This is a genomic window from Laedolimicola intestinihominis, assembly GCF_040096155.1.
Lineage (GTDB): Bacteria > Bacillota > Clostridia > Lachnospirales > Lachnospiraceae > Laedolimicola > Laedolimicola intestinihominis.
In genome coordinates this window covers 15,113-34,357 of record NZ_JBBMFE010000010.1, presented here as the reverse complement: position 1 = coordinate 34,357, position 19,245 = coordinate 15,113, and the positions used below count along the sequence as shown (strand labels likewise).

Sequence of the window (19,245 nt, the reverse complement as noted above, 5' to 3'; positions counted from 1 at the left end):
TTCTGAACAAATTCGTAAATCTTATACGGGTAAACCGCAATACTATTTCCAACTGAAAGTGTACGACGTTTCCTTTTTTCTACCATGTATATCATTCTCTAACGCAAATAGAAAAGCGCTGCCCCGTCATAAAAATAATGACTGAACAACGCTCTTTTTTATTCTCCCAGATACAGCGCCCCCGTCGGACACACCAGCACGCAGGCCGGGATTTTGCCGACGCGCTGGCGCTCGATGCAGCCGTCGCATTTCTGGATTTTGCCGTGACGGTTCAGGGAAATGGCCCCCATACGGCAGGCGTTCAGGCACTGGCCGCAGCCGTCGCAGGCGGCGGTGTCGTAGAGCACCAGGCCGCTCTCCGCATCTTTATAGAGGCAGCCCGCCGTACAGGCAGCTGCGCAGGCCGGTACCCGGCAATGGAGACAGGAATCCGAATGAAACCGGAAGCTCACCTGTCCGTCCCGGCACCCTTCTTCCGTATACACCTGCCGGAGCGCCCGCTCCCCCTGCTCCACGTCCGTATCTTTCTCATCCATGCAGGCCATGGCGCAGGCACAGCAGGCCGTGCATTTGCTCTGATCGAACCGGATGGTTTTCGCGCTCATTTACCGCACCTTCTTTCGTATGCCCGCCCGGCTGCTGCGAAAAGCCGGAAAGCCGGAATATGGATCCACGTTCTCCGGATCCAGCAGTGTATTCACATCCGCTTCCGGGTACCCGTGGTAGATATAGACCGTGCCCGGATCCACCATATAGGTCAGGTTCGCCTTCAGGCTGATGCAGCCAAAGGCTGTATACACTTCGATCTCATCCCCCTGCTGCACAGAAAGAGCCTCCGCGTCCGCCGGATTCAGATCCGCCGTTGCATCTGGCCGGAGCGACCGGGCCCAGGGAACGCCGTGCAGCCTGGAGTGCAGCGCCCCCGGAATCCGCGGGCCGGAGCACAGGGTAAAGGGATATTTCTCCTGCTCTGCCGCACAAATCGGCTCCCGATATACCGGAAGGCAGTCCAGACTGCAGTCCGGGTACTGTTCCCTGATCTTCGCTATCTCCAGGGAATAGAGTTCGAATTTTCCGCTGGCCGTCGGAAAGCCCTCTGCCAGCATCTTCCCTGGCTTACAGTTTCCCGCCCCCGGCACCTTCACCGGAAGCTCCGCCGCCCGAAGCTCCTCGTAGGACACCGGCAAATCAGAAATCAGATACCGGATACACGCTTCCGGCCCCGCAGTCAGAAGCTCGTCCGCAAGTCCCATTTCCCGGGCCAGATCGCAGATAATCCGGATATCCGGTTTTGATTGATACAGCGGTTCGATAACCGGCTGGGTCACCGTCAGATACCCGCCGCTCCAGGCCTTCAGCTCGCTCCGCTCAAAGGAGGTACAGGCCGGCAGTACGATGTCGCAAAGCTTCGCCGTATCCGTCAGGAACAGATCCACATCCACCAGAAAATCCAGCGTCTTTAAGGCTTCCGCCAGCCGATCACTGCCCGGCGCGATCCGATGATTCAACCCGAACCCCACCACCGCCCGAAGGGGATAGGGCTTTTTCTCCCGGATCTGCCTTGCCAGATCCGTAAACTGTGCCTCGTCAATCAGCGCATGCCAAAGCGGGTATTTTTCCCCGCCCACCGGCGAGAAGCCTGGCCTCGTCTTCACCTTCCCGACGAACTCCTTCTCCCGGGTGGCGAAGCCCGCTGCCTGATAATTATAGCTAAACTGTATCGGAATCTGCCCGCCCGTCCGGTCAAAGGATCCGGTGATGGCCGACAGCGCCATAATGGCCCGGTAATTCTGAAATCCGTTCCGATGATGGGCGATGGGCGCGGCGCTCTCATTGATGGCAAGGGGCAGATGGCCTCCGATCAACTCCGCGGCTGACCTCACCTGCTCCGCCGATACGCCCGTCAGCCTTTCCACCCGCTCCGGCGTAAACTCCTTCACATAGGCCGCGTACTCCGCGAAGCCGTAGACATATTTCGACACATATTCCCGGTCATACCAGCCATTTTCAATCAGTTCATGGGCCAGCCCCAGCGCCAGCGCTCCGTCTGTGCCGGGATGAGGACGCAGATGCAGATCCGAAAGCCTGATGGATGCAGGCGTAATCCGGGAATCTACGATAATCACCTTCATGCCTCTCTTCTTCGCCGCCTCCACTCCGGCTGCCGCCAGATTCCGGGAATAATAGGGATTATAGGCCCAGCCCAGGAAGACCCCTGCATGATCCACATCCGGCGCCGACATCACATTGCCGGTCACGGTCAGCCACTGGAGAAAGGTGGAGAACATACAACTGCCGGACTCTGTCATGTAGTTAGGTGTGCCAAACTGATTGGCCAGACGGTGGAGCCAGGGGCGGTACCATTTCGTATAGCCCGAGAAAAAGGTCACTGCTTCAGGTCCGCTCTCCTCTCGAATAGCCAGCAGGCGCTCTGCGATCCGCTCGTAAGCCTCCCCCCAGCTGATGGGCCGAAACTCCCCTCTGCCCCGTTCCCCCATGCGCAAAAGAGGCGTGCGGATCCGATCCTTCCGGTACACATACTGTCTGGCCGCCAGCCCCTTGGCGCAGAGAAGCCCGTGGTTCTGGGGATGCTCCGCCGTTCCTTCTATTTTCACAAGCTGCCCGTCCTTCACATAAGCATCGATGCCGCAGTGAAAGGACGGGCAACAGATATCACAAATCGTTCGTTTCCGTTCCATCTAGTTGTCCTTCACAAGTTCTTCTACCGCTTTCCGGATGCGCGCAAGGCCTGCCGTGAGCGTCTCCCTGGTACAGCCGAAATTCAGCCGCACGAACTGGCCGCTCCGCTCCCGGTAGGCGTCTCCCATGGACAGCCGTACGCCTGCCTTTTTGAAAAAGTCCGGAAGCTCCGCAGCATCCAGTCCCAGCCCACTGCAGTCCAGCCACACCAGGAACATGGCCTCCGGGAAAATGGGTTTGATCGGAGGCAGGTATTTTCTCAGGTAATCCAGAATATAATCCCGGTTACCCTGCAGATAAGCCACCAGCTGATCCGCATAATCATCTCCACAGGTATAAGCTGCCTCCATGGCCACCAGACTTAAGCAGCTCACGCCCGGCGAGTTTTTAGAAAGTGCCGCACGGAACCGATTCCGCAATGTCTCATTTTCTATGAAGATCACAGAGGCTGCTGTGCCTGCCACGCTGAAAGTCTTGCTGGGCGAGGTGCAGGTAATCGTCCGCCCGCAGAACTCCTCCGACAGGGACGCCAGCGGAATATGCTTTCTGCCGTCGTACACAATATCCCCGTGGATCTCGTCAGACAGCATCCATACTCCGTATTTTTCACAGATTTCCCCGGCTTTTCGAAGCTCTTCCTCTGTAAAGCAGCGCCCCTCCGGGTTCTGGGGATTGCAGAACATCCACATCCGGCAACCCCGGATCTTCACCTCAAAATCCGCCCAGTCAAACTCGTACCGGCCATTCGTAAGCACCATGGGACTGTCCACAGTCACCCTGTCATTTTTCTCAATGACCTCGAAAAACGGGTCGTAAATCGGCGTATTGATGAGAATCTTGTCCCCCGGCTCTGTAAAGGCCTGCACCGCCGTCGCCATGGCGCAGTCGATGCCCGGCGTCACGGTAATCCACTCCGGCTTCGCTTGAAAACCGTGGCGGCGCTGCTGCCAGGAAGCCGCGGCCTGAAGACACGACGCCGAAGGGCGCACATAACCGTAAATGCCGTGATCCACGCAGACCCGAAGAGCCTCATTTACCTCGTCGGGCGCCCGGAAATCCGTGTCCGCCACCCAAAACGGAAGCAGCATGTCACTGCCGCTTCCGATATATTCTTCGCCCCATTTCGCGCTGTTCTGTCCGACGCGGGAAATGGGCTCGTCAAAATCATAGATTTTTCTGCTCATATTTGCATCTCTTTCCTACAGCTCCATATATACAACAATCTGTATGAATTTGATTATACTATATATCCTGCGGGGCTTCCATATATTATATCACAAAACCCAGCACCAGATAAATCACCACCGCGATAGCCGCGAAGGTCAGCGCGTAAGGCAGCTGGGTTTTCACATGGGACACCACGTCGCAGTCGCAGGAGGAGCAGGTCATTACCGTGGTATCAGAAATCGGGGAAGTGTGGTCTCCGAACACCGCGCCGCCTGCGATGGCTCCCGTAATCAGCGGAATGGACACATTCAGGGACAGGGCCATGGGCAGCAGCACCGGCATCATAATCGCGATGCTTCCCGCGCTGGTTCCGGTGGAGAAGGATAAGAGGCAGGTCACGATAAACGCAAGCGCCGTAAATACCGTCGGGGAAATGAGCTGTACCAGCACGCCGGACAGGAACTCTGCGGTTCCAAGTTCTCCTAAAAGGTTACTGAGGGCATAGGCAAATACCATGATAGCTACGATACCGGTCATGCTTCCGCATCCCTGAAAAAAGATGTCCAGCGTCTCGCCGAACTTCATGACTTTTTGGATAGCCAGATCCAACATCAGGTACAGGCTTCCGAAGAAGATGCCCAGGATCAGTCCTGTCTCACTGTCGCCAGCCGTGAAGAAATACACCAGCGCAAAACCAATCATAATAGCCAGCGGAACTACCAGATAGCGGGCCTTGCCGGTACCCGGATGCTCCACTTCGCCTGCAAGAACGCTCTCGTCCGCGTCATTTTCGTTCTTATAGGCTTCTTCCACCTTCTTCATGGGGCCGTATTCAATATGTAACAGGGTAAATACCGCCACGCCCACGACAGCCATGATGCAGTAGAAATTGAAGCCAATACTGCGCACCATTACAGAGGTGGGATCCGCGATACCCTGTGCCTCGATGAAGCTGGCGATATACGGACCGTAAGCCGCAATCGGAATCAGAATGGACATGGGCGTCGCCGTGGAATGCACGATCCACGCCGTCTTCTCCGGAGAGATTTTGAAGGCTTTGGTAAATGGTCTTGCGATGGCTCCCGTAATCATAACGCTCATGGTGCCGTCCAGGAACATCAGCACGCCAATGAGCCAGGTGAACAGTTCTGCACCCACCCGTGACTTGACTACGCTGCGCTTGGCAATCATAAAGTGGGTAAAGCCCTTTAAGCCGCCCGCCTTCTCAATCAGATAGAAGAGTCCGCCCAGCATCAGCAGAATAAAGATAATGGAGGTGCTGGAGTGGCTGGAAAATACGTCCACCATCATATCCTTAGTGCCCACCAGTACGCTGACCAGGTTAGGATTCAGAATAAAATTTCCCAGAATCAGCGCGATAAAGAGCGCGATAAATACATTTTTCGTCACCAGCGCCAGAACGATGGCTGCCAGAGACGGTAAGATACTGTAAATGCCGTAATTCATTAGAAGATTCCTGCCTTTCATCATTGGTTGTCACTTTGTAGATGCAAAATTGCTGAACATCTACTCTACTTTTTGCTATCATACCTTTATTAACCTACTTTGTCAATAGGTATTCTATATTATTCCCAGTATCTTCAGGACCCAGTATCCCAATCCCAGCACCCAGCTGGTAAAAATGCCATACAGAATCACCGGCCCGGCAATGGTGAAAATCTTGCAGCCGATGCCGAAGACCTGCCCCTCCTTCTGGTACTCGATGGCCGGGGCCGCCACACTGTTGGCGAAACCGGTGATGGGAACCAGGGCGCCTGCGCCGCCCCATTTGGCAATAGAAGGGAAGATGTTAAAGCCGGTCAGGACGGCGCTCAGGAGCACCAGAATCAGGGAACACCAGCTGCCGGCGGTCTCCTTGTCCAGACCTGCGCCCAGGGCATAATTGATAATCCACTGCCCCATACAGCAGATAATCCCGCCCGTCACAAAGGCCTTCATCATCTGGCTGCCAAGCCCGTGGGTGGGCGTCACATCCTTCACATACTGGTTATACTGCTGCTTCTCCGCCTCGTCCGGCTGCTGCCGCCGGAATTCCAGGAATTCTTTCATTGTATTTTCCTCCTAAAATCGGAAATAATAGTACAGAAATGATCCAGCCGCCCGTCCCGCCGCCATGGACGCAATGATCAGCCCCAGCCCGCGCCGCAGATCTATCCGTCTGGTAAAAATCGGAACAATATTCACAATCTCTGTCAGCGCCATGGCCCAAGCTCCCACAAAAATTCCGGAAAACAGGCCGAAAATACCGGCACCGGCCTGTCCCAGCGGCAGTACCGTCTGATACACGCTGATTATATTGCCAAGAATAGCCCCCACGGAAATTGCATCCTCATACCAGAAAATATACCGGGCCGTGCGGGTCTGATCCGCAAACTCCGACACCAGTCCCAGCGCTATCATCAGCGCAAACAGGCCTCCTGCCACGCCAACCCCCGCGCTTAAGCCTGTCACCGCCATCAGCGCCTGCTTTCCGATACTCACGCCAGCTCCTCCTGCACCGTCCGGTAGACCAGCGTCCCGTCCGTCACCGGCTCCTCCTTCTCCCGCGCCAGCATATACCATGCCATCCCCGCCGTCACCAGCACCAGCAGCAACACCCACAGCCATACCCGATACTTCGTATGATTCATGGGAGCACACCTCCTTTTTCGAATTCCATTTCTGAAAAATAGTGTGCTTCATTCATAAAAAATTATACATCTTCGCTCCACCAAAAAGCGGGGCTGGAATCGTCGCCAATCACAAATGACAATTCCAGCCCCGTCTTTCGTCCGTTATATATTCACTTTTCAAATACTCGCATTCCGGAACCGCGCCAAAAACTCCTTCGTCTTCTCACTCTCCGGCGCCCCGAAAATCCGCTCCGGCGTCCCTTCTTCCTCGATAACGCCCTCGGACATATAGATCACATGGGTCGATACATCCCGCGCAAAGGCCATCTCATGGGTCACCACCAGCATGGTCAGCCCCTGCTTCGCCAGATCCTCCATGACGCTTAAGACCTCGCCCACCATCTGGGGGTCCAGCGCCGAGGTCGGCTCGTCAAAGAGCAGCACTTCCGGCTCCATAGCCAGGGCCCGGGCGATGGCCACACGCTGCTTCTGACCGCCCGACAGCTGCCGGGGCTTGGCATTCAGAAAAGGCTCCATACCTACCTGTCGGAGATACCGGATCGCACTCTCCCGGGCCTCCTCCGGCTTCTTCTTCGCCACTTTCACTTGGCCGACGATACAGTTCTCCAGCACCGTCATATTATTAAACAGGTTGAAATTCTGGAACACCATACCCACCTTGGCACGATAAGCCGGCACATTGACCTTCGTATCCGTGATATCCTGTCCGTGAAACAGAATCGCGCCTCCGCCCGGCTCTTCCAGAAGATTGATGCAGCGGAGCATGGTAGACTTACCGGAACCGGAAGCGCCGATAATGGACACCACATCCCCTTTACATACCTCAAAATCAATATCATTCAAAACTGCATGATTTCCAAAGCTCTTCTGCAGATGGGAAACCTTCAGAATCAGTTCTTTCTCACTCATTATCCGCGTCTCCCTTCCCCGTCATTTTCCCGGATGGTACGAAGCTGGTTGCCAATATCCATGGTATCCACCAGCTCATAATTGGCGTCGCCGTCCATCTTCTTCTCCACCAGAAGTAAGAGCCTCGAGGTCACCAGCGTCATGGTCAGATAAATGGCCATTACGATGGTCGCTGACTCAAAATAGGTATACAGCGCACCCGCCACGCTCTTATGTACAAAGAACAGATCCACGATACTGATGACAGACAACACCGACGTATCCTTGATGTTGATGATCAGGTTGTTGCCGATCTGCGGCATAATATTCCGGATGGCTTGGGGCAGGATGACATTTTTCATGGCCTGCACATGGGTCATGCCGATGGCCTTGGCGCCCTCCATCTGACCGGGATCCACGGAAATGATTCCGCCCCGGACCGATTCCGCCATATAGGCTCCTGTGTTAATGGATACCACCAGGAACGCGGCGGACCACATTCCCAGCTGAATCTGAAACATCTGTGACAGACCGTAATAGATAAAGACTGCCTGTACAATCATAGGCGTACCGCGGAACAGCTCCACGTAGGCCTTCAGAATCATTTTCACCACCCGCAGAAGTCCCCGCTTCGCGGCACTGTCGCGCTTCTTATCCACCGGAATAGTCTGCACCACGCCCACCACAAAGCCAATCAGACAGCCAATGGCTGTGGATACCAGCGCGATTGCCAGCGTCGTTCCGGCTCCCTTCAGATACGAAACGCCGTAGCGCTGGAGCAGATATAGGATTCTCTCCAGGAAATTCATATTTGATATGGACATCTTATGTTCACAGCTCCCTTTTATTTTTCCATATTTTTACTTTACTCAGACAGCGGCTGTACGGAAATAGCTTCGTCCATCATACTGTTGAAATCGTCAACAGTCATCGCAGCCAGTACGCTGTTGATACCGTCCAGAAGCTCGGTATTACCCTTCTGTACAGAGATTCCAATATTGATCTCCTCGTCGGATACCGCGAAATCATCATCTGTATCCGTGAAGTCCAGAAGCTTCAGATCCGGGTAGGCTACACAGGCTGCCTTCGCGGTCGGCATGTCGGTTACGACCAGATCGGTACGTCCGCTCTCCAGAGCTACCAGCATAGCCGGTGCAGATTCCTGTGCAGGCTGGATGTTCGCGTCCTTGAGCTGCGGCAGGCACACATCATACCAGATAGTTCCCAGCTGGGAAGTACAGGTAGCGCCCTCGAAATCAGAAATACCCTTAGCATCTGCCAGCGGTCCGTCGGCCTTTACCAGGCTGACTACAGATGCATAGTAGTACGGGGTAGAGAAATCTACCATTTCCAGACGGTCAGATGTAATGGACTGGCCTGCGATCACGCAGTCTACCGTTCCGGACTGAACAGCCGGTACCAGGGAATCCCAGTCAAGCTTTACGATCTGCAGCTCATAGCCAAGCTCGTCCGCAATCTTCTTTGCCATCATGACATCGTAACCATATGCGTAATCGGAACTGTCGTTAATGGGAACGGCTCCGTTGGAATCATCCGGCTGGGTCCAGTTGTAGGGCGCGTAGCCGCACTCCATGGCTACCTTCAGGACCTTCTTCTCTCCTGTGGTATCTGCGGAAGCTGTCTCCTCAGCAGCTTCTGCCTTGGTGTCTGCTGCCGCGGGTTCCTCTGCCTTGGAACCGCAGGCGGTCAGGGATACAGCCAGTACAGCGGCTGCGGTCAATGCGAATAATCTGTTTTTCATAATATGCTCCTCCTTGAATAAAAAAAAGAGTTCCAGAAAGATAGATCCTTACCTTTCTGAAACTCCGTTGTTTCTGGGGACATTATAGCCCGTCAAATGGCAGATTTCAAGTTTTTTTTACGGTTTTTTGCGATTTTTCCATATTTTTCTCTATCCGACCCGCTTTTTCAGGGCCGTAAGAATCTTTTTTTCCAGTCTGGACACTTGCACCTGGGTCATCCCCAGCTCCCCTGCCACCTGAGCCTGAGTCTTATCGCAAAAGAACCGGAGCACAATCAGCCGCCGCTCCTTCGGCTCCAGCGTGTCCAAAAGCTGGCGGACCAGCATCCGCGTGAGTACCGCTTCCTGCTCGTCCTTTTTCTCCTCCACCCGATCCATGAGGCTCACGCCCTCGCCATCGCCCTGGTAAATAATTTTGTGCAGGGATTCCACCTCACTGCAGCTGTCATAGGCCTGGGCCAGCTCCTCCGGCTCCACTCTGAGCCTGGCTGCCAGCTCCTCAAGCCCCGGCTCCCCGCCCTGCTCCATCAGAAGCTCTTCCCGAAGTCTTGCGGCCCTCACAGCCAGCTCCTTTAAGGAGCGGCTCACCTTAATGATACTGTCATCCCGGAGAAACCGCCTGATTTCCCCGGCTATCATCGGTACCGCATAGGTAGAGAACCGGACCTCATAGCTCAGATCAAAGCGCTCGATAGCCTTCATCAGACCGATAGCCCCGATCTGGGTCAAATCCTCGGCCTCCGCTCCTCTCCCCAGAAAACGACGGACCACATGGTGGACAAGTCCCATATTTTCCTGTATCAGTGTCTCTCTTGCCTCTTTATCTCCGTCCTGTGATCTGCGAATCAACTCAGCGGTGCGATCCATGGGTCAGTCCTTTCCTCTGCCGATTCGCTTCCGCAGGGTCACGCAGGTGCCTTTTCCCGGCTCCGACTCCACCAGTACTTCATCCATGAAGGCCTCCATAAAGAGGAAGCCCATACCGGATCGCTCAAGCTCCGGCCTGGATGTATACAAAGGTTCCATGGCCTGTCCGATATCCGCGATGCCCACACCCTCGTCCCGCACCCGCAGGGTCAGTAAGTCTCCTTCCAACTCCCCTTCGATAGTAATCGTATGTACCTCCCCCTGATAACCGTGGATGATAGCGTTGGTCACGGCCTCGGAGACCGCCGTCTTCACATCGGCCACCTCTTCTACACTGGGGTTCAGCCGGGCCAGAAAGGCCGCCACAGTCACCCGGGCAAAGGCCTCGTTGGCAGAAATACTGTCAAATTCTACCTTCATTCGATTTGTCATCACTTTGCACCTCCTCGCATTTCTTCCACCGGAATCAGTTTTCTGACCCCGGACAGCACCAGAATCCGCTCTACCCGCTGTCCTACCCGCACAGCCCGCACGGTTCCGCCCAGGGCCTGCATCATTTTATAACGGCCCATCAGCATGCCGATACCGGAGCTGTCGCAGAATTCCGTCTCCGAGAAGTCAAAGACGATTTCCCGTACATCCTTTGCCTGCACCAACTCGTCAGCCCTGCGGCAGATGGCGTCGGCACTGTGGTGATCAAGCTCCATGGGCACCCGGATATACAGGGTCTGTTTCTCCAGCTTCATTCTCTCTTTTCCCATATTTTTACTCCTTTCTATGGAAAATGGGCCGCCCCTGCAGGCCTTTTCCCGTAAAACAACAAAAAGGACACAGGAACTGACATTTCTGTCAATTCCTATGTCCCTAACTTCAGGGTTTATCATCTGTTCAGTTCCTTCACAGATGATATTCGCAGATTCATGAAAATTCGCTTCGCGAATGGAATCTGCTCACACCTGCATCATGTTCTCACGGCTTCAGCAGCGAGTGCTTCAGCCTATAATTTACATTTTGCGTGTCGCTACTGCTGCGCCGCCTGATCCTGCGCGGCCGTATCCGCTGCCGGATTCTGCGTCGTGGCCTGTGTCTGCGTCGTACTCTGCGTCTGCACCTGACCGCCCAGCCGCGCGATAGCGCTGGTACAATACTTCGCTCTGGATGTTCCGGGGTAATTATCCAGGAACTTCTGGAACATGGCAATGGCCTCGTCATTCTGCTGCAAAGCCTCGTAAGAACGCGCCAGATAGTAAACGGCATAACCGTTGTCGTATTTCTCATCCATGGCCACCACCTGAACCAGGTTGGTCACCGCTTCCTCATAGTTCTTTGCGTCGTAAGCCGCAGCGCCCGCGTCATACAGATTCTTCACATCGTCCGCATGGAGCGTTCCATACATCTGATTATAGATGGCTTTGGCATTATCCGACAGTTCATCTGCTTTGACGCTATCCAGGGCCGTGGTGGCGGTATCCGTATCGCCGGCCTGGAAGCTGGTATACGCGTCAATCAGCATCTCATAGCTGCCGCCGGAGGCTTCCGCCGCGCTCTCCGAGCTGTCGGCTCCCGTGCCGTTCAGTTCGTCTAACTGACTCTGCAGATTATTGATCTCCGTCTGCTTCGCCGTAATCTGATCGCTGTATTCCCGGATCTGCGCCGCAGTCTGGTTACGCACGGATTTCACCTTGGCCGGAACCGCCAGGAACCACATCAGCGCCACGCCCACCACCAGTCCGATGAAAATATTCAGCACCACATTAACGCCTGTATTCTCTTTATATCCTGTCGGCATGATAATGGTCTCATTGCCGCTGGTATAGGAGATAATGTCCGGATCTTTACTCTTATTTCCCTTACTCTCTTTCTGTCCCTCGGCTTTTTGTCCGCGGCTTGCGGACTTTCCGACCAGAGTCTCCAGCTCCGCCTGATAATACAGGGAGATATTATCGGTCCTGTCGATGGCCAGCGCCCGTCGAAGCTCCCGTCCTGCCCGCTCGTACTCCTCCGTCTTAATATAAAGGAACGCCAGCAGCTGATGCGCTTTCACCAGATTCGGATTCAGGGAAAGCACCTTCTTCAACTGGATAACCGCCAGATCCTCACTGCCCTGCTGGCAGTACAGCAGAGACTGATTGTATTTCTTGATAGTCTGGTTAATAGTCTCTAACCGAGCCTGGTTTTCCTGAATTGCCTGAATATACTCGTCAGCGATATTCTTCTCCGGTTCCAGGTTCTTGCTGATAATCCACTCGGTCAGGGCGGATACCACCTCGCCCACCTCATAGTAAATCAGTCCCAGCAGATTTCTTGCCGGTATATTATGCTTATTCAGCTCCAGACTGTAACGTAAATCCTCTGCCGCCGCCGACAGGCTCCGCGCCTTCGCCTTTTCCAGTCCCCTATTGTAATAGGTGTTGGACAGCCGGATAATTTTCTCGTATACATGGATCTCTGTTCCGCAGGAGCTGCAGTATCCCGGATCCGTAAGTGTCGCTCCACATTTCACACAGCGCATAGCTTTCTCCTCCGATATCCGCGAGCCTAGCTCTGGCGGCGTCCGCCTTTCATCTCTTTCAGCATCTCGTCAAGCAGGTCCGACATGTCCTTCGGCTTGTTCCTGTATACATTATCCTCCACCTGCTCCACTTCCAGGCTCGGATGAAATTTCTTCAGTTCTTCCTCAAAATCAATCATTTGCCGTCCTCCTTGTCCCGTAATATCTTCTTTATGCTTCCTACCAGATACAGGGATCCGACACAGAATAAGATGCCGTCGCCCTTTTCTCTTAATGCCTCTTCAAACGCTTCCTTTACATCCGGAATCGCCTTAATCTCTTTCTGTCCGAACTTCTCAAAGAGTCCTTTAGGCTCCTTCACATTCACGCTGCGATAACCGCCGACCTCAGTCACGATAACACGTTCCAAACGCAGCTCTCTGCAAATGGTCTCGATCATATGACGATAGTCTTTGTCCCCCACCGCTGCGAATAAAAGCGTCACCGGGAAGTCCTTTTCCAGACGTTTTGCAGTCTTTACAAACTCCTCCACGCCTGCTTCATTGTGCCCGCCGTCGATGATAACGCCCGGCAGCACCGTCTCCATTCTGCCCTGCCAGCGCATCTCGGAGATACCCTTGCGGATAATCCCGTCTGTGAACGTGTCACCGCCCTCCATCACACGAATGGCTGTCACAGCTTCCGCAGCATTCTTCATCTGATATTCCGCCACGCTGGTAATCGACAGACTGATACCATCATAATACCCACAATCTATAGAAAAATCAATGCTTTTCTTGGTCGCACCCAAAATCTTATACATATCCGGACGAATACCATAGACCGGCGCATGCATTTCCTTTGCCCTGGCCAGAATCACCTCTTCCGCTTCCTTACAGGACGCGTCATAGACTACCGGAACACCCTCTTTGATAATGCCTGCTTTCTCACCTGCAATGGCCGCCACCGTATGACCCAGATACTCGGTGTGATCGAGGCTGATAGATGTCAGCACTGTGACCAGCGGATGGGCAATGGAATTGGTAGCGTCCAGACGTCCGCCCAGGCCCGTCTCCAACACCAGATACTCTACGCCTGCCTCCCTGAAAATGACCATGCCAATCAAAAACAGCAATTCGAAATAGGTCGGATGTGGATAGCCCTCCTCTTTCATTTCATTGACGCAGTCCATGACCTTCTGAAAGGCCATAAGAAATGCCTCGTCCGACACCTGCTTCTCATCGATGACAAAGCGCTCATTGATGTCTACCAGATGGGGGGAAGTAAAAAGACCCGTGCTTTTGCCCGCCGCATGGAGGATGGAGGCCAGGAAAGAGCATACGGAGCCCTTTCCGTTGGTGCCCGCCACATGCAGGATCTTCATACTGTCTTCCGGACTCCCAAGCCTTTTTAAAAAGGCCCGGGTGTGATCCAGTGAATTTTTCTTTGTGAATTTGGGTGTTTCCTCAATATAATCTACAGCTTCCTGATACGTCATCATTGTGCAGCTCCTGTCCCTTCTGCTTCGCTGTCTGCCGGCGCAGTGCCGGTGGTTTCTTCGCTTCCTGTATCTGTGGTTCCGTCAGTTTCTTCCATGTCGGTGGTATCGCCGCTCTCATTGGTTTCCCCCGTCTCTTCCTCCGCCACCGGAGCCACATACATCATCGTATTGCCTTCGCTCAAGACGCGCTTTGCCTTACCCGGAGCCAGCTGCTTTACCGACACCAGCGCGTCCTCGGTCAGCTTGACCTTCTTCACCTGCAATACATGATTGCTGATAAACTTGGTATTCTGCCACTCGTCGTTGATGTAGATCTTGCTTGCCGTCGTAAAATTACTGCCGAATACATACACCTTATTTTCATCCGGCAGAGAAATCACACGCGTAATCTCCGGCTGATGGATGCCCATCTGCATATCAATGGTCTCGAAAGGCGTGGTGCCGTCGTCACCGTAAGCATATTTCTTGCCATACAGCAGGTCATACTGCAGAAGCTCCATATCCTGTAAGTACCATTTCGTCTTACGGCGGTTCTGGTGGTACTGCATCATGGTTCCGGTATGGATGTTTACCTTATCGAGAACCTCCGCTGCTATCTGGTAAGAGCAGAGGGTCTGATCCACCTTCTCCAGTCCCATATTGTCCACGATCACATAGCTGGTGTCGAAGAGGTAACGGTTCGTCACGTCCTCCACCGTCAGTCCCAGAGTCGGCAGATGGTCGCCGTACATAACAAGCACGTATTTCTCACCGAAATTATCCAGTGCGTCAATCAGATCCGCTACGAACTGATCCATCTCATGGAGCTGGTTTACATAATACTCCCACTGATTGTTCTTCTCTTCGGTGGCCGCGCCGGTCACCTTGATGGCCGGATCCTCCAGCACCTTCTCTGTGGGATACTCGCCGTGTCCCTGTACGGAAATGGTGTAAATAAAGTCCTGACGGGCCGTGGATTTCAGATTGTCCAGAATCTGATCCACCAGAATCTCGTCCTTCAGCCAGCCGTTGGCTGTGGTATTGGACACATCCATATACTCTTTGGACGTATAAGTATCAAAGCCCAGGTTTTTAAATACGTCCGCGCGGCTGTAGAAGGTTGCCTTATTATTGTGAATCGCATGGGTCGCGTAACCCAGATTCCGCAGGTCATACGCGACGCTTTCGCAGGTCGTCTTCTTCAAAATTGTCTTGTACGGATACTCACCCGGTCCGAAATACCGCAGGTTCATACCGGTGATGGACTCAAACTCCGTATTGGCCGTTCCGGCTCCCACAGACGGTACCTTGTACGCGCCGGAGGAATACTCCTGCATCAGCCGATGGAAATTCGGAATGGGATCCTCAGAAAACTCCAGCCATTCTACAGTCGTCGGATCGAAGAAGGTCTCCAGCTGCAGCATCAGGATATTGGGCTTCTCTGTATCGTTATCCTCGCTCAGCGCTGTCTGCTTGTCATCCTCCACGATCTTGTCAATGGTATCCTTGGAATAATCATAGGGCTCGCTCATACCGGTGGCCAGAAGGCTGCAGAAAAAGCAGTAGGGCAGGCCGTAATCCTGGTAAGCAAACGCAATATTTCCAAAATAAGTGGACAGCACTCGCTGCTCCAGGCAGAGCTTCGTGCTTCCCGCAAAGAGCACCGGCACGATAATCACGCCTGCGATGCTTAAGGGCCACTTAATCTTTTTCTGGTACTTCGGCGCATATCTCCACAAAAGCACCAACGCGGCGATAGCCAGCAGCACGCCGCCCACCTGGGTAATCAGCTTCATCGGCGACATATACAGACCTACCACGTCCAGCGCGTCGGTAATCAGATGCAGATCCTGTCCGGTAAACGGCGTAACGCGGCTGCTTAGTATCGTTCCGTTCATATAGCCCAGGTATATCCAGAAGGCCGTAATCAGAAGACGCACAAAGATACGCCGCCGGAACAGGTATACAATCATAAAGGTCATAAAAATCATGAACGTATTATAGGCATATACCTTCGGGCTTCCAATCAGGAAGTTCCATGCCTCCGGTATCGAATGTCTGGACATGGCCTCCATGATAAAATAGATTCCTGCCGACATCAGCGCATGGAAAACAAGAGAAAACCGGTTCATAAAAGCCACCGGCTTCTCCATGGTCTTGCTGCACCCCTCACTCCACTTTTTCAGAACGGCCGCGCAGCGCCCGGTGAATCGCTTCACCGCTGCGCCGCAGGCCTTAACCTTTTGTAAAAACTTTTTCATAAATTCCTCTCTATCTTATTTCACAAGCGCTGAAAGATGTTCTTTCACCTGATTCATCATCTGGGTGTACTTCTCCAGCTTCTCTTTCTCCTCGTCAATCTTGCTCTGGGGAGCCTTGCTGATGAACTTCTCATTGCTCAGCATACCGTTCACACGGGCCAGCTCCTTCGTCAGACGCTCCTCCTCTTTCTTCAGACGCTCAATCTCTTTTTCCAGATCTACCAGTTCCGCAAAGGGCATATAAACGGCTGCGTCCGGAATCAGCGCGGAAACCGCATCCTCACCGATACCGCTCTTATCCTCCTGAACCGTTACCTGGCTTGCATAGCTTAAGGTACCGAAGAAGGCCTTGCTGCCCTCGAATACCTCCCGCACCTGCGGTTTCTCGGATACTACGATCACGTGAGCCTTCTTGCTGGGCGGTACGTTCATGGAAGAACGCACGTTACGGATAGAACGGACAGCCTCTTTGATAAGCTCCACTTCCGCCTCTTCCTTCTGGAAGCTCCACTCAGCCTTGAACTCCGGCCATGCGGAAATCATGATGGATTCCTCGCCGGTCAGATTCCGGTAAATCTCCTCGGTGATGAACGGCATATAGGGATGCAGAAGCTTCAGGGCATTGGTCAGAACAGTCTTCAGGGTCCACAGGGCTGCCGCCTTGGTCTGATCCTCTTCATTATAGAGACGGGGCTTCACCATCTCGATATACCAGTCGCAGAACTCCTCCCAGATGAAGTCATAAAGCTTCTGAACGGCGATACCCAGCTCAAATTTATCCATGTTGGCCGTCACGTCCTGTGCCAGGGTGTTGACCTTGGACAGAATCCACTTGTCCGCGCCGGTGAGCTGTGTGAGATCCATTTCTTTTACGCAAGCTCCAGACCTGCGGTCCGTCGCTGACTGCTCCGTTGAAAATGAATACTCGCTCTGCTCGTGCTCATTTTCCTTCAGAGCAGTCACATTCATCATAATGAAACGGGAAGCGTTCCAGATCTTGTTGGCAAAGTTACGGCTGGCCTCCACACGCTCCATATAGAAACGCATATCGTTGCCTGGCGCGTTGCCGGTAACCAGGGTGAAACGCAGGGCGTCTGCGCCATACTGATCGATGATCTCCAGCGGGTCGATACCATTTCCCAGAGACTTACTCATCTTCCGTCCCAGGGAATCCCGCACCAGTCCGTGAATCAGTACATGATGGAACGGACACTTTCCGGTCTGCTCATAGCCTGAGAATACCATACGGATTACCCAGAAGAAGATGATATCGTATCCGGTTACCAGTACATCGGTGGGGTAGAAGTAATCCAGATCCTCGGTGTTCTCCGGCCAGCCCAGGGTAGAGAAGGGCCACAGCGCAGAGGAGAACCAGGTATCCAGGGTATCCGGATCCTGTGTGAAATGGGTTCCGCCGCACTTGGGGCAGACGGACGGCATCTCACGGTCTACCACGATCTCACCGCAGTCGTCGCAGTAGTAAGCCGGAATCCGGTGTCCCCACCAGAGCTGACGGGAAATACACCAGTCGCGGATATTCTCCAGCCAGTGCAGATACGTCTTGTCGAAGCGCTCCGGCACAAAGGTCAGATCTCCGTTTTTAACAGCCTCGATAGCCGGCTTTGCCATCTCCTCCATCTTCACGAACCACTGCTGCTTGATCATGGGCTCAACGGTGGTGCCACAGCGGTCGTGGGTTCCTACATTATGGACATGGTCTACCACCTTCACCAGCAGACCCTGCTCCTTCAGTTCCTCTACCATGACCTTGCGGGCCTCGTAGCGATCCATGCCTGCGTACTTGCCGCCGTTCTCATTGATGGTTGCGTCGTCGTTCAGAATATTGATCTCCGGCAGGTTATGACGCTTTCCTACCTCGAAATCGTTGGGGTCATGTGCCGGGGTAATCTTTACCACGCCGGTACCAAACTCCTTATCTACATAAGCGTCTGCGATAACCGGAATTTCACGGCCTACCAGAGGCAGGATCACGGTCTTACCTACAATATCCTGATACCGCTCGTCATCCGGGTTTACAGCCAGGGCGCTGTCGCCAAGCAGGGTTTCCGGTCTGGTGGTAGCGATCTCTACGAACTTGTCACTGCCCTTAATCGGATAATTGATATGCCAGAAATGGCCTGCCTGCTCCTCGTGCTCTACCTCTGCGTCAGAGATAGAGGTCTTGCAGACCGGACACCAGTTGATGATACGGGATCCCTTATAGATATAGCCCTTCTTATGCAGGCGCAGGAATACCTCCTGTACGGCCTTGGAGCAGCCCTCGTCCATGGTGAAGCGCTCTCTGTCCCAGTCGCAGGAGGAGCCAATCTTCTTCAGCTGATCTACGATGGTGCGGCCATACTCTTCCCGCCACTCCCAGGTTCTCTTTAAGAAGCCCTCGCGGCCCAGCTCATTCTTATCGATACCTTCTGACTTCAGCTGGTTGATGACCTTAACCTCTGTGGAAATGGAAGCATGGTCGGTTCCCGGAATCCACAACGCATTGTAGCCCTGCATTCTCTTGTAACGGATCAGGATATCCTGCAGGGTATTGTCCAGTGCGTGTCCCATGTGCAGCTTTCCTGTGATATTGGGAGGCGGCATAACAATCGTGAACGGTTTTTTACTCCGATCCACTTCTGCATGGAAATACTTTTTCTCCAGCCACTCTCCGTAAATACGATCCTCCATCGCCTTTGGATCATAGGTCTTTGCCAACTCTTTCATTCTGTTCCTCCTTTGATTTCCTGCGAAAAAAATAAACGCCCTCTCATGCTCGAAAGGGCGCTTGTGCGCGGTACCACCTTACTTTATGAAGCGACACTGCCGCTTCATATCTCTCACCCTTTAACGCTGGTTGGGCGTGAATGGTTAATAAGACCTCCGTTCACCATTCCGGCTCCAAAGCTACCTTCCGCAGGCGACCCTTCCACGACAGCCTCTCAGCCCATGAGCTGTCCTCTCTTTTGACGTGC

General features: G+C 53.6%; 18 protein-coding genes and 1 other annotated feature (1 of these 19 running past the window's edge). All 18 genes read right to left on the bottom strand.

All coding sequences use genetic code 11. From position 1 onward, the window contains the following. Positions 1-158 precede the first annotated feature (158 nt). The 18 genes from WMO29_RS10970 to WMO29_RS10885 all read right to left on the bottom strand — a co-directional run bounded on the left by WMO29_RS10970 (position 159) and on the right by WMO29_RS10885 (position 18,997). Positions 159-605, bottom strand: a complete 447-nt coding sequence (locus WMO29_RS10970; RefSeq protein WP_349164800.1) for a 4Fe-4S dicluster domain-containing protein — start codon at positions 603-605, stop codon at positions 159-161. Continuing rightward, positions 606-2,699 carry a molybdopterin-containing oxidoreductase family protein gene (locus WMO29_RS10965; RefSeq protein WP_349164799.1) on the bottom strand — a complete coding sequence of 698 codons (2,094 nt, stop codon included), beginning with the start codon at positions 2,697-2,699 and terminating at the stop codon, positions 606-608. It abuts the gene before it with no gap. Further along, positions 2,700-3,884, bottom strand: coding sequence for a MalY/PatB family protein (locus WMO29_RS10960; RefSeq protein WP_349164798.1), 1,185 nt, complete (start codon positions 3,882-3,884; stop codon positions 2,700-2,702). A gap of 85 nt (positions 3,885-3,969) precedes the next feature. Further along, positions 3,970-5,334 carry a Na+/H+ antiporter NhaC family protein gene (locus WMO29_RS10955; RefSeq protein ID WP_349164797.1) on the bottom strand — a complete coding sequence of 455 codons (1,365 nt, stop codon included), beginning with the start codon at positions 5,332-5,334 and terminating at the stop codon, positions 3,970-3,972. Between the two features lie 114 nt (positions 5,335-5,448). Further along, positions 5,449-5,937 carry a SpoVA/SpoVAEb family sporulation membrane protein gene (locus WMO29_RS10950; RefSeq protein WP_349164796.1) on the bottom strand — a complete coding sequence of 163 codons (489 nt, stop codon included), beginning with the start codon at positions 5,935-5,937 and terminating at the stop codon, positions 5,449-5,451. 12 nt (positions 5,938-5,949) lie between these two features. Continuing rightward, the gene (locus WMO29_RS10945) at positions 5,950-6,369 is read right to left on the bottom strand and encodes a stage V sporulation protein AB (protein ID WP_349164795.1); all 420 of its coding nucleotides are present in this window, start codon (positions 6,367-6,369) and stop codon (positions 5,950-5,952) included. Further along, complete coding sequence (locus tag WMO29_RS10940) at positions 6,366-6,518, bottom strand: hypothetical protein (protein ID WP_349164794.1); 153 nt, start codon at positions 6,516-6,518, stop codon at positions 6,366-6,368. The genes WMO29_RS10945 and WMO29_RS10940 overlap by 4 nt, the downstream gene beginning before the upstream one ends. A gap of 159 nt (positions 6,519-6,677) precedes the next feature. After that, positions 6,678-7,430: an amino acid ABC transporter ATP-binding protein gene (locus tag WMO29_RS10935; protein ID WP_349164793.1), complete on the bottom strand. Its 753-nt coding sequence runs from the start codon at positions 7,428-7,430 to the stop codon at positions 6,678-6,680. Beyond that, complete coding sequence (locus WMO29_RS10930) at positions 7,430-8,233, bottom strand: amino acid ABC transporter permease (protein WP_158363481.1); 804 nt, start codon at positions 8,231-8,233, stop codon at positions 7,430-7,432. The genes WMO29_RS10935 and WMO29_RS10930 overlap by 1 nt, the downstream gene beginning before the upstream one ends. 41 nt (positions 8,234-8,274) lie before the next feature. Continuing rightward, the gene (locus WMO29_RS10925) at positions 8,275-9,171 is read right to left on the bottom strand and encodes a transporter substrate-binding domain-containing protein (RefSeq protein ID WP_353963393.1); all 897 of its coding nucleotides are present in this window, start codon (positions 9,169-9,171) and stop codon (positions 8,275-8,277) included. Positions 9,172-9,321: 150 nt separating this feature from the next. Then, positions 9,322-10,038, bottom strand: a complete 717-nt coding sequence (locus WMO29_RS10920) for a SigB/SigF/SigG family RNA polymerase sigma factor (protein ID WP_349164792.1) — start codon at positions 10,036-10,038, stop codon at positions 9,322-9,324. A 3-nt stretch (positions 10,039-10,041) separates the two neighbouring features. Further along, positions 10,042-10,470: an anti-sigma F factor gene (gene spoIIAB, locus WMO29_RS10915; RefSeq protein WP_178038362.1), complete on the bottom strand. Its 429-nt coding sequence runs from the start codon at positions 10,468-10,470 to the stop codon at positions 10,042-10,044. Beyond that, positions 10,470-10,799 carry an anti-sigma factor antagonist gene (locus WMO29_RS10910; RefSeq protein WP_178038363.1) on the bottom strand — a complete coding sequence of 110 codons (330 nt, stop codon included), beginning with the start codon at positions 10,797-10,799 and terminating at the stop codon, positions 10,470-10,472. The genes spoIIAB and WMO29_RS10910 overlap by 1 nt, the downstream gene beginning before the upstream one ends. 260 nt (positions 10,800-11,059) lie before the next feature. Beyond that, complete coding sequence (locus WMO29_RS10905; RefSeq protein ID WP_349164791.1) at positions 11,060-12,550, bottom strand: tetratricopeptide repeat protein; 1,491 nt, start codon at positions 12,548-12,550, stop codon at positions 11,060-11,062. A gap of 26 nt (positions 12,551-12,576) precedes the next feature. Beyond that, positions 12,577-12,729, bottom strand: a complete 153-nt coding sequence (locus WMO29_RS10900) for a hypothetical protein (RefSeq protein ID WP_178038365.1) — start codon at positions 12,727-12,729, stop codon at positions 12,577-12,579. Beyond that, positions 12,726-14,030, bottom strand: a complete 1,305-nt coding sequence (locus tag WMO29_RS10895; RefSeq protein WP_349164790.1) for a bifunctional folylpolyglutamate synthase/dihydrofolate synthase — start codon at positions 14,028-14,030, stop codon at positions 12,726-12,728. Before WMO29_RS10895 ends, WMO29_RS10900 begins: the two co-directional genes overlap by 4 nt. Beyond that, on the bottom strand, positions 14,027-16,270 hold the full coding sequence (locus tag WMO29_RS10890; RefSeq protein WP_349164789.1) for an LTA synthase family protein: 2,244 nt from the start codon (positions 16,268-16,270) through the stop codon (positions 14,027-14,029). Before WMO29_RS10890 ends, WMO29_RS10895 begins: the two co-directional genes overlap by 4 nt. Before the next feature lie 15 nt (positions 16,271-16,285). Further along, the gene (locus tag WMO29_RS10885) at positions 16,286-18,997 is read right to left on the bottom strand and encodes a valine--tRNA ligase (protein WP_349164788.1); all 2,712 of its coding nucleotides are present in this window, start codon (positions 18,995-18,997) and stop codon (positions 16,286-16,288) included. A gap of 50 nt (positions 18,998-19,047) precedes the next feature. Then, positions 19,048-19,245, bottom strand: a binding site (T-box leader) (it continues 33 nt past the right edge of the window).

What these genes read in the sequence shown, in the direction of transcription:
- WMO29_RS10970 (WP_349164800.1), bottom strand. Translation starts at nt 605, where the DNA reads ATGAGCGCGAAAACCATCCGGTTCGATCAGAGCAAATGCACGGCCTGC.
- WMO29_RS10965 (WP_349164799.1), bottom strand. Translation starts at nt 2,699, where the DNA reads ATGGAACGGAAACGAACGATTTGTGATATCTGTTGCCCGTCCTTTCAC.
- WMO29_RS10960 (WP_349164798.1), bottom strand. Translation starts at nt 3,884, where the DNA reads ATGAGCAGAAAAATCTATGATTTTGACGAGCCCATTTCCCGCGTCGGA.
- WMO29_RS10955 (WP_349164797.1), bottom strand. Translation starts at nt 5,334, where the DNA reads ATGAATTACGGCATTTACAGTATCTTACCGTCTCTGGCAGCCATCGTT.
- WMO29_RS10950 (WP_349164796.1), bottom strand. Translation starts at nt 5,937, where the DNA reads ATGAAAGAATTCCTGGAATTCCGGCGGCAGCAGCCGGACGAGGCGGAG.
- WMO29_RS10940 (WP_349164794.1), bottom strand. Translation starts at nt 6,518, where the DNA reads ATGAATCATACGAAGTATCGGGTATGGCTGTGGGTGTTGCTGCTGGTG.
- WMO29_RS10935 (WP_349164793.1), bottom strand. Translation starts at nt 7,430, where the DNA reads ATGAGTGAGAAAGAACTGATTCTGAAGGTTTCCCATCTGCAGAAGAGC.
- WMO29_RS10930 (WP_158363481.1), bottom strand. Translation starts at nt 8,233, where the DNA reads ATGTCCATATCAAATATGAATTTCCTGGAGAGAATCCTATATCTGCTC.
- WMO29_RS10925 (WP_353963393.1), bottom strand. Translation starts at nt 9,171, where the DNA reads ATGAAAAACAGATTATTCGCATTGACCGCAGCCGCTGTACTGGCTGTA.
- WMO29_RS10920 (WP_349164792.1), bottom strand. Translation starts at nt 10,038, where the DNA reads ATGGATCGCACCGCTGAGTTGATTCGCAGATCACAGGACGGAGATAAA.
- spoIIAB (WP_178038362.1), bottom strand. Translation starts at nt 10,470, where the DNA reads ATGACAAATCGAATGAAGGTAGAATTTGACAGTATTTCTGCCAACGAG.
- WMO29_RS10910 (WP_178038363.1), bottom strand. Translation starts at nt 10,799, where the DNA reads ATGGGAAAAGAGAGAATGAAGCTGGAGAAACAGACCCTGTATATCCGG.
- WMO29_RS10905 (WP_349164791.1), bottom strand. Translation starts at nt 12,550, where the DNA reads ATGCGCTGTGTGAAATGTGGAGCGACACTTACGGATCCGGGATACTGC.
- WMO29_RS10900 (WP_178038365.1), bottom strand. Translation starts at nt 12,729, where the DNA reads ATGATTGATTTTGAGGAAGAACTGAAGAAATTTCATCCGAGCCTGGAA.
- WMO29_RS10895 (WP_349164790.1), bottom strand. Translation starts at nt 14,030, where the DNA reads ATGATGACGTATCAGGAAGCTGTAGATTATATTGAGGAAACACCCAAA.
- WMO29_RS10890 (WP_349164789.1), bottom strand. Translation starts at nt 16,270, where the DNA reads ATGAAAAAGTTTTTACAAAAGGTTAAGGCCTGCGGCGCAGCGGTGAAG.
- WMO29_RS10885 (WP_349164788.1), bottom strand. Translation starts at nt 18,997, where the DNA reads ATGAAAGAGTTGGCAAAGACCTATGATCCAAAGGCGATGGAGGATCGT.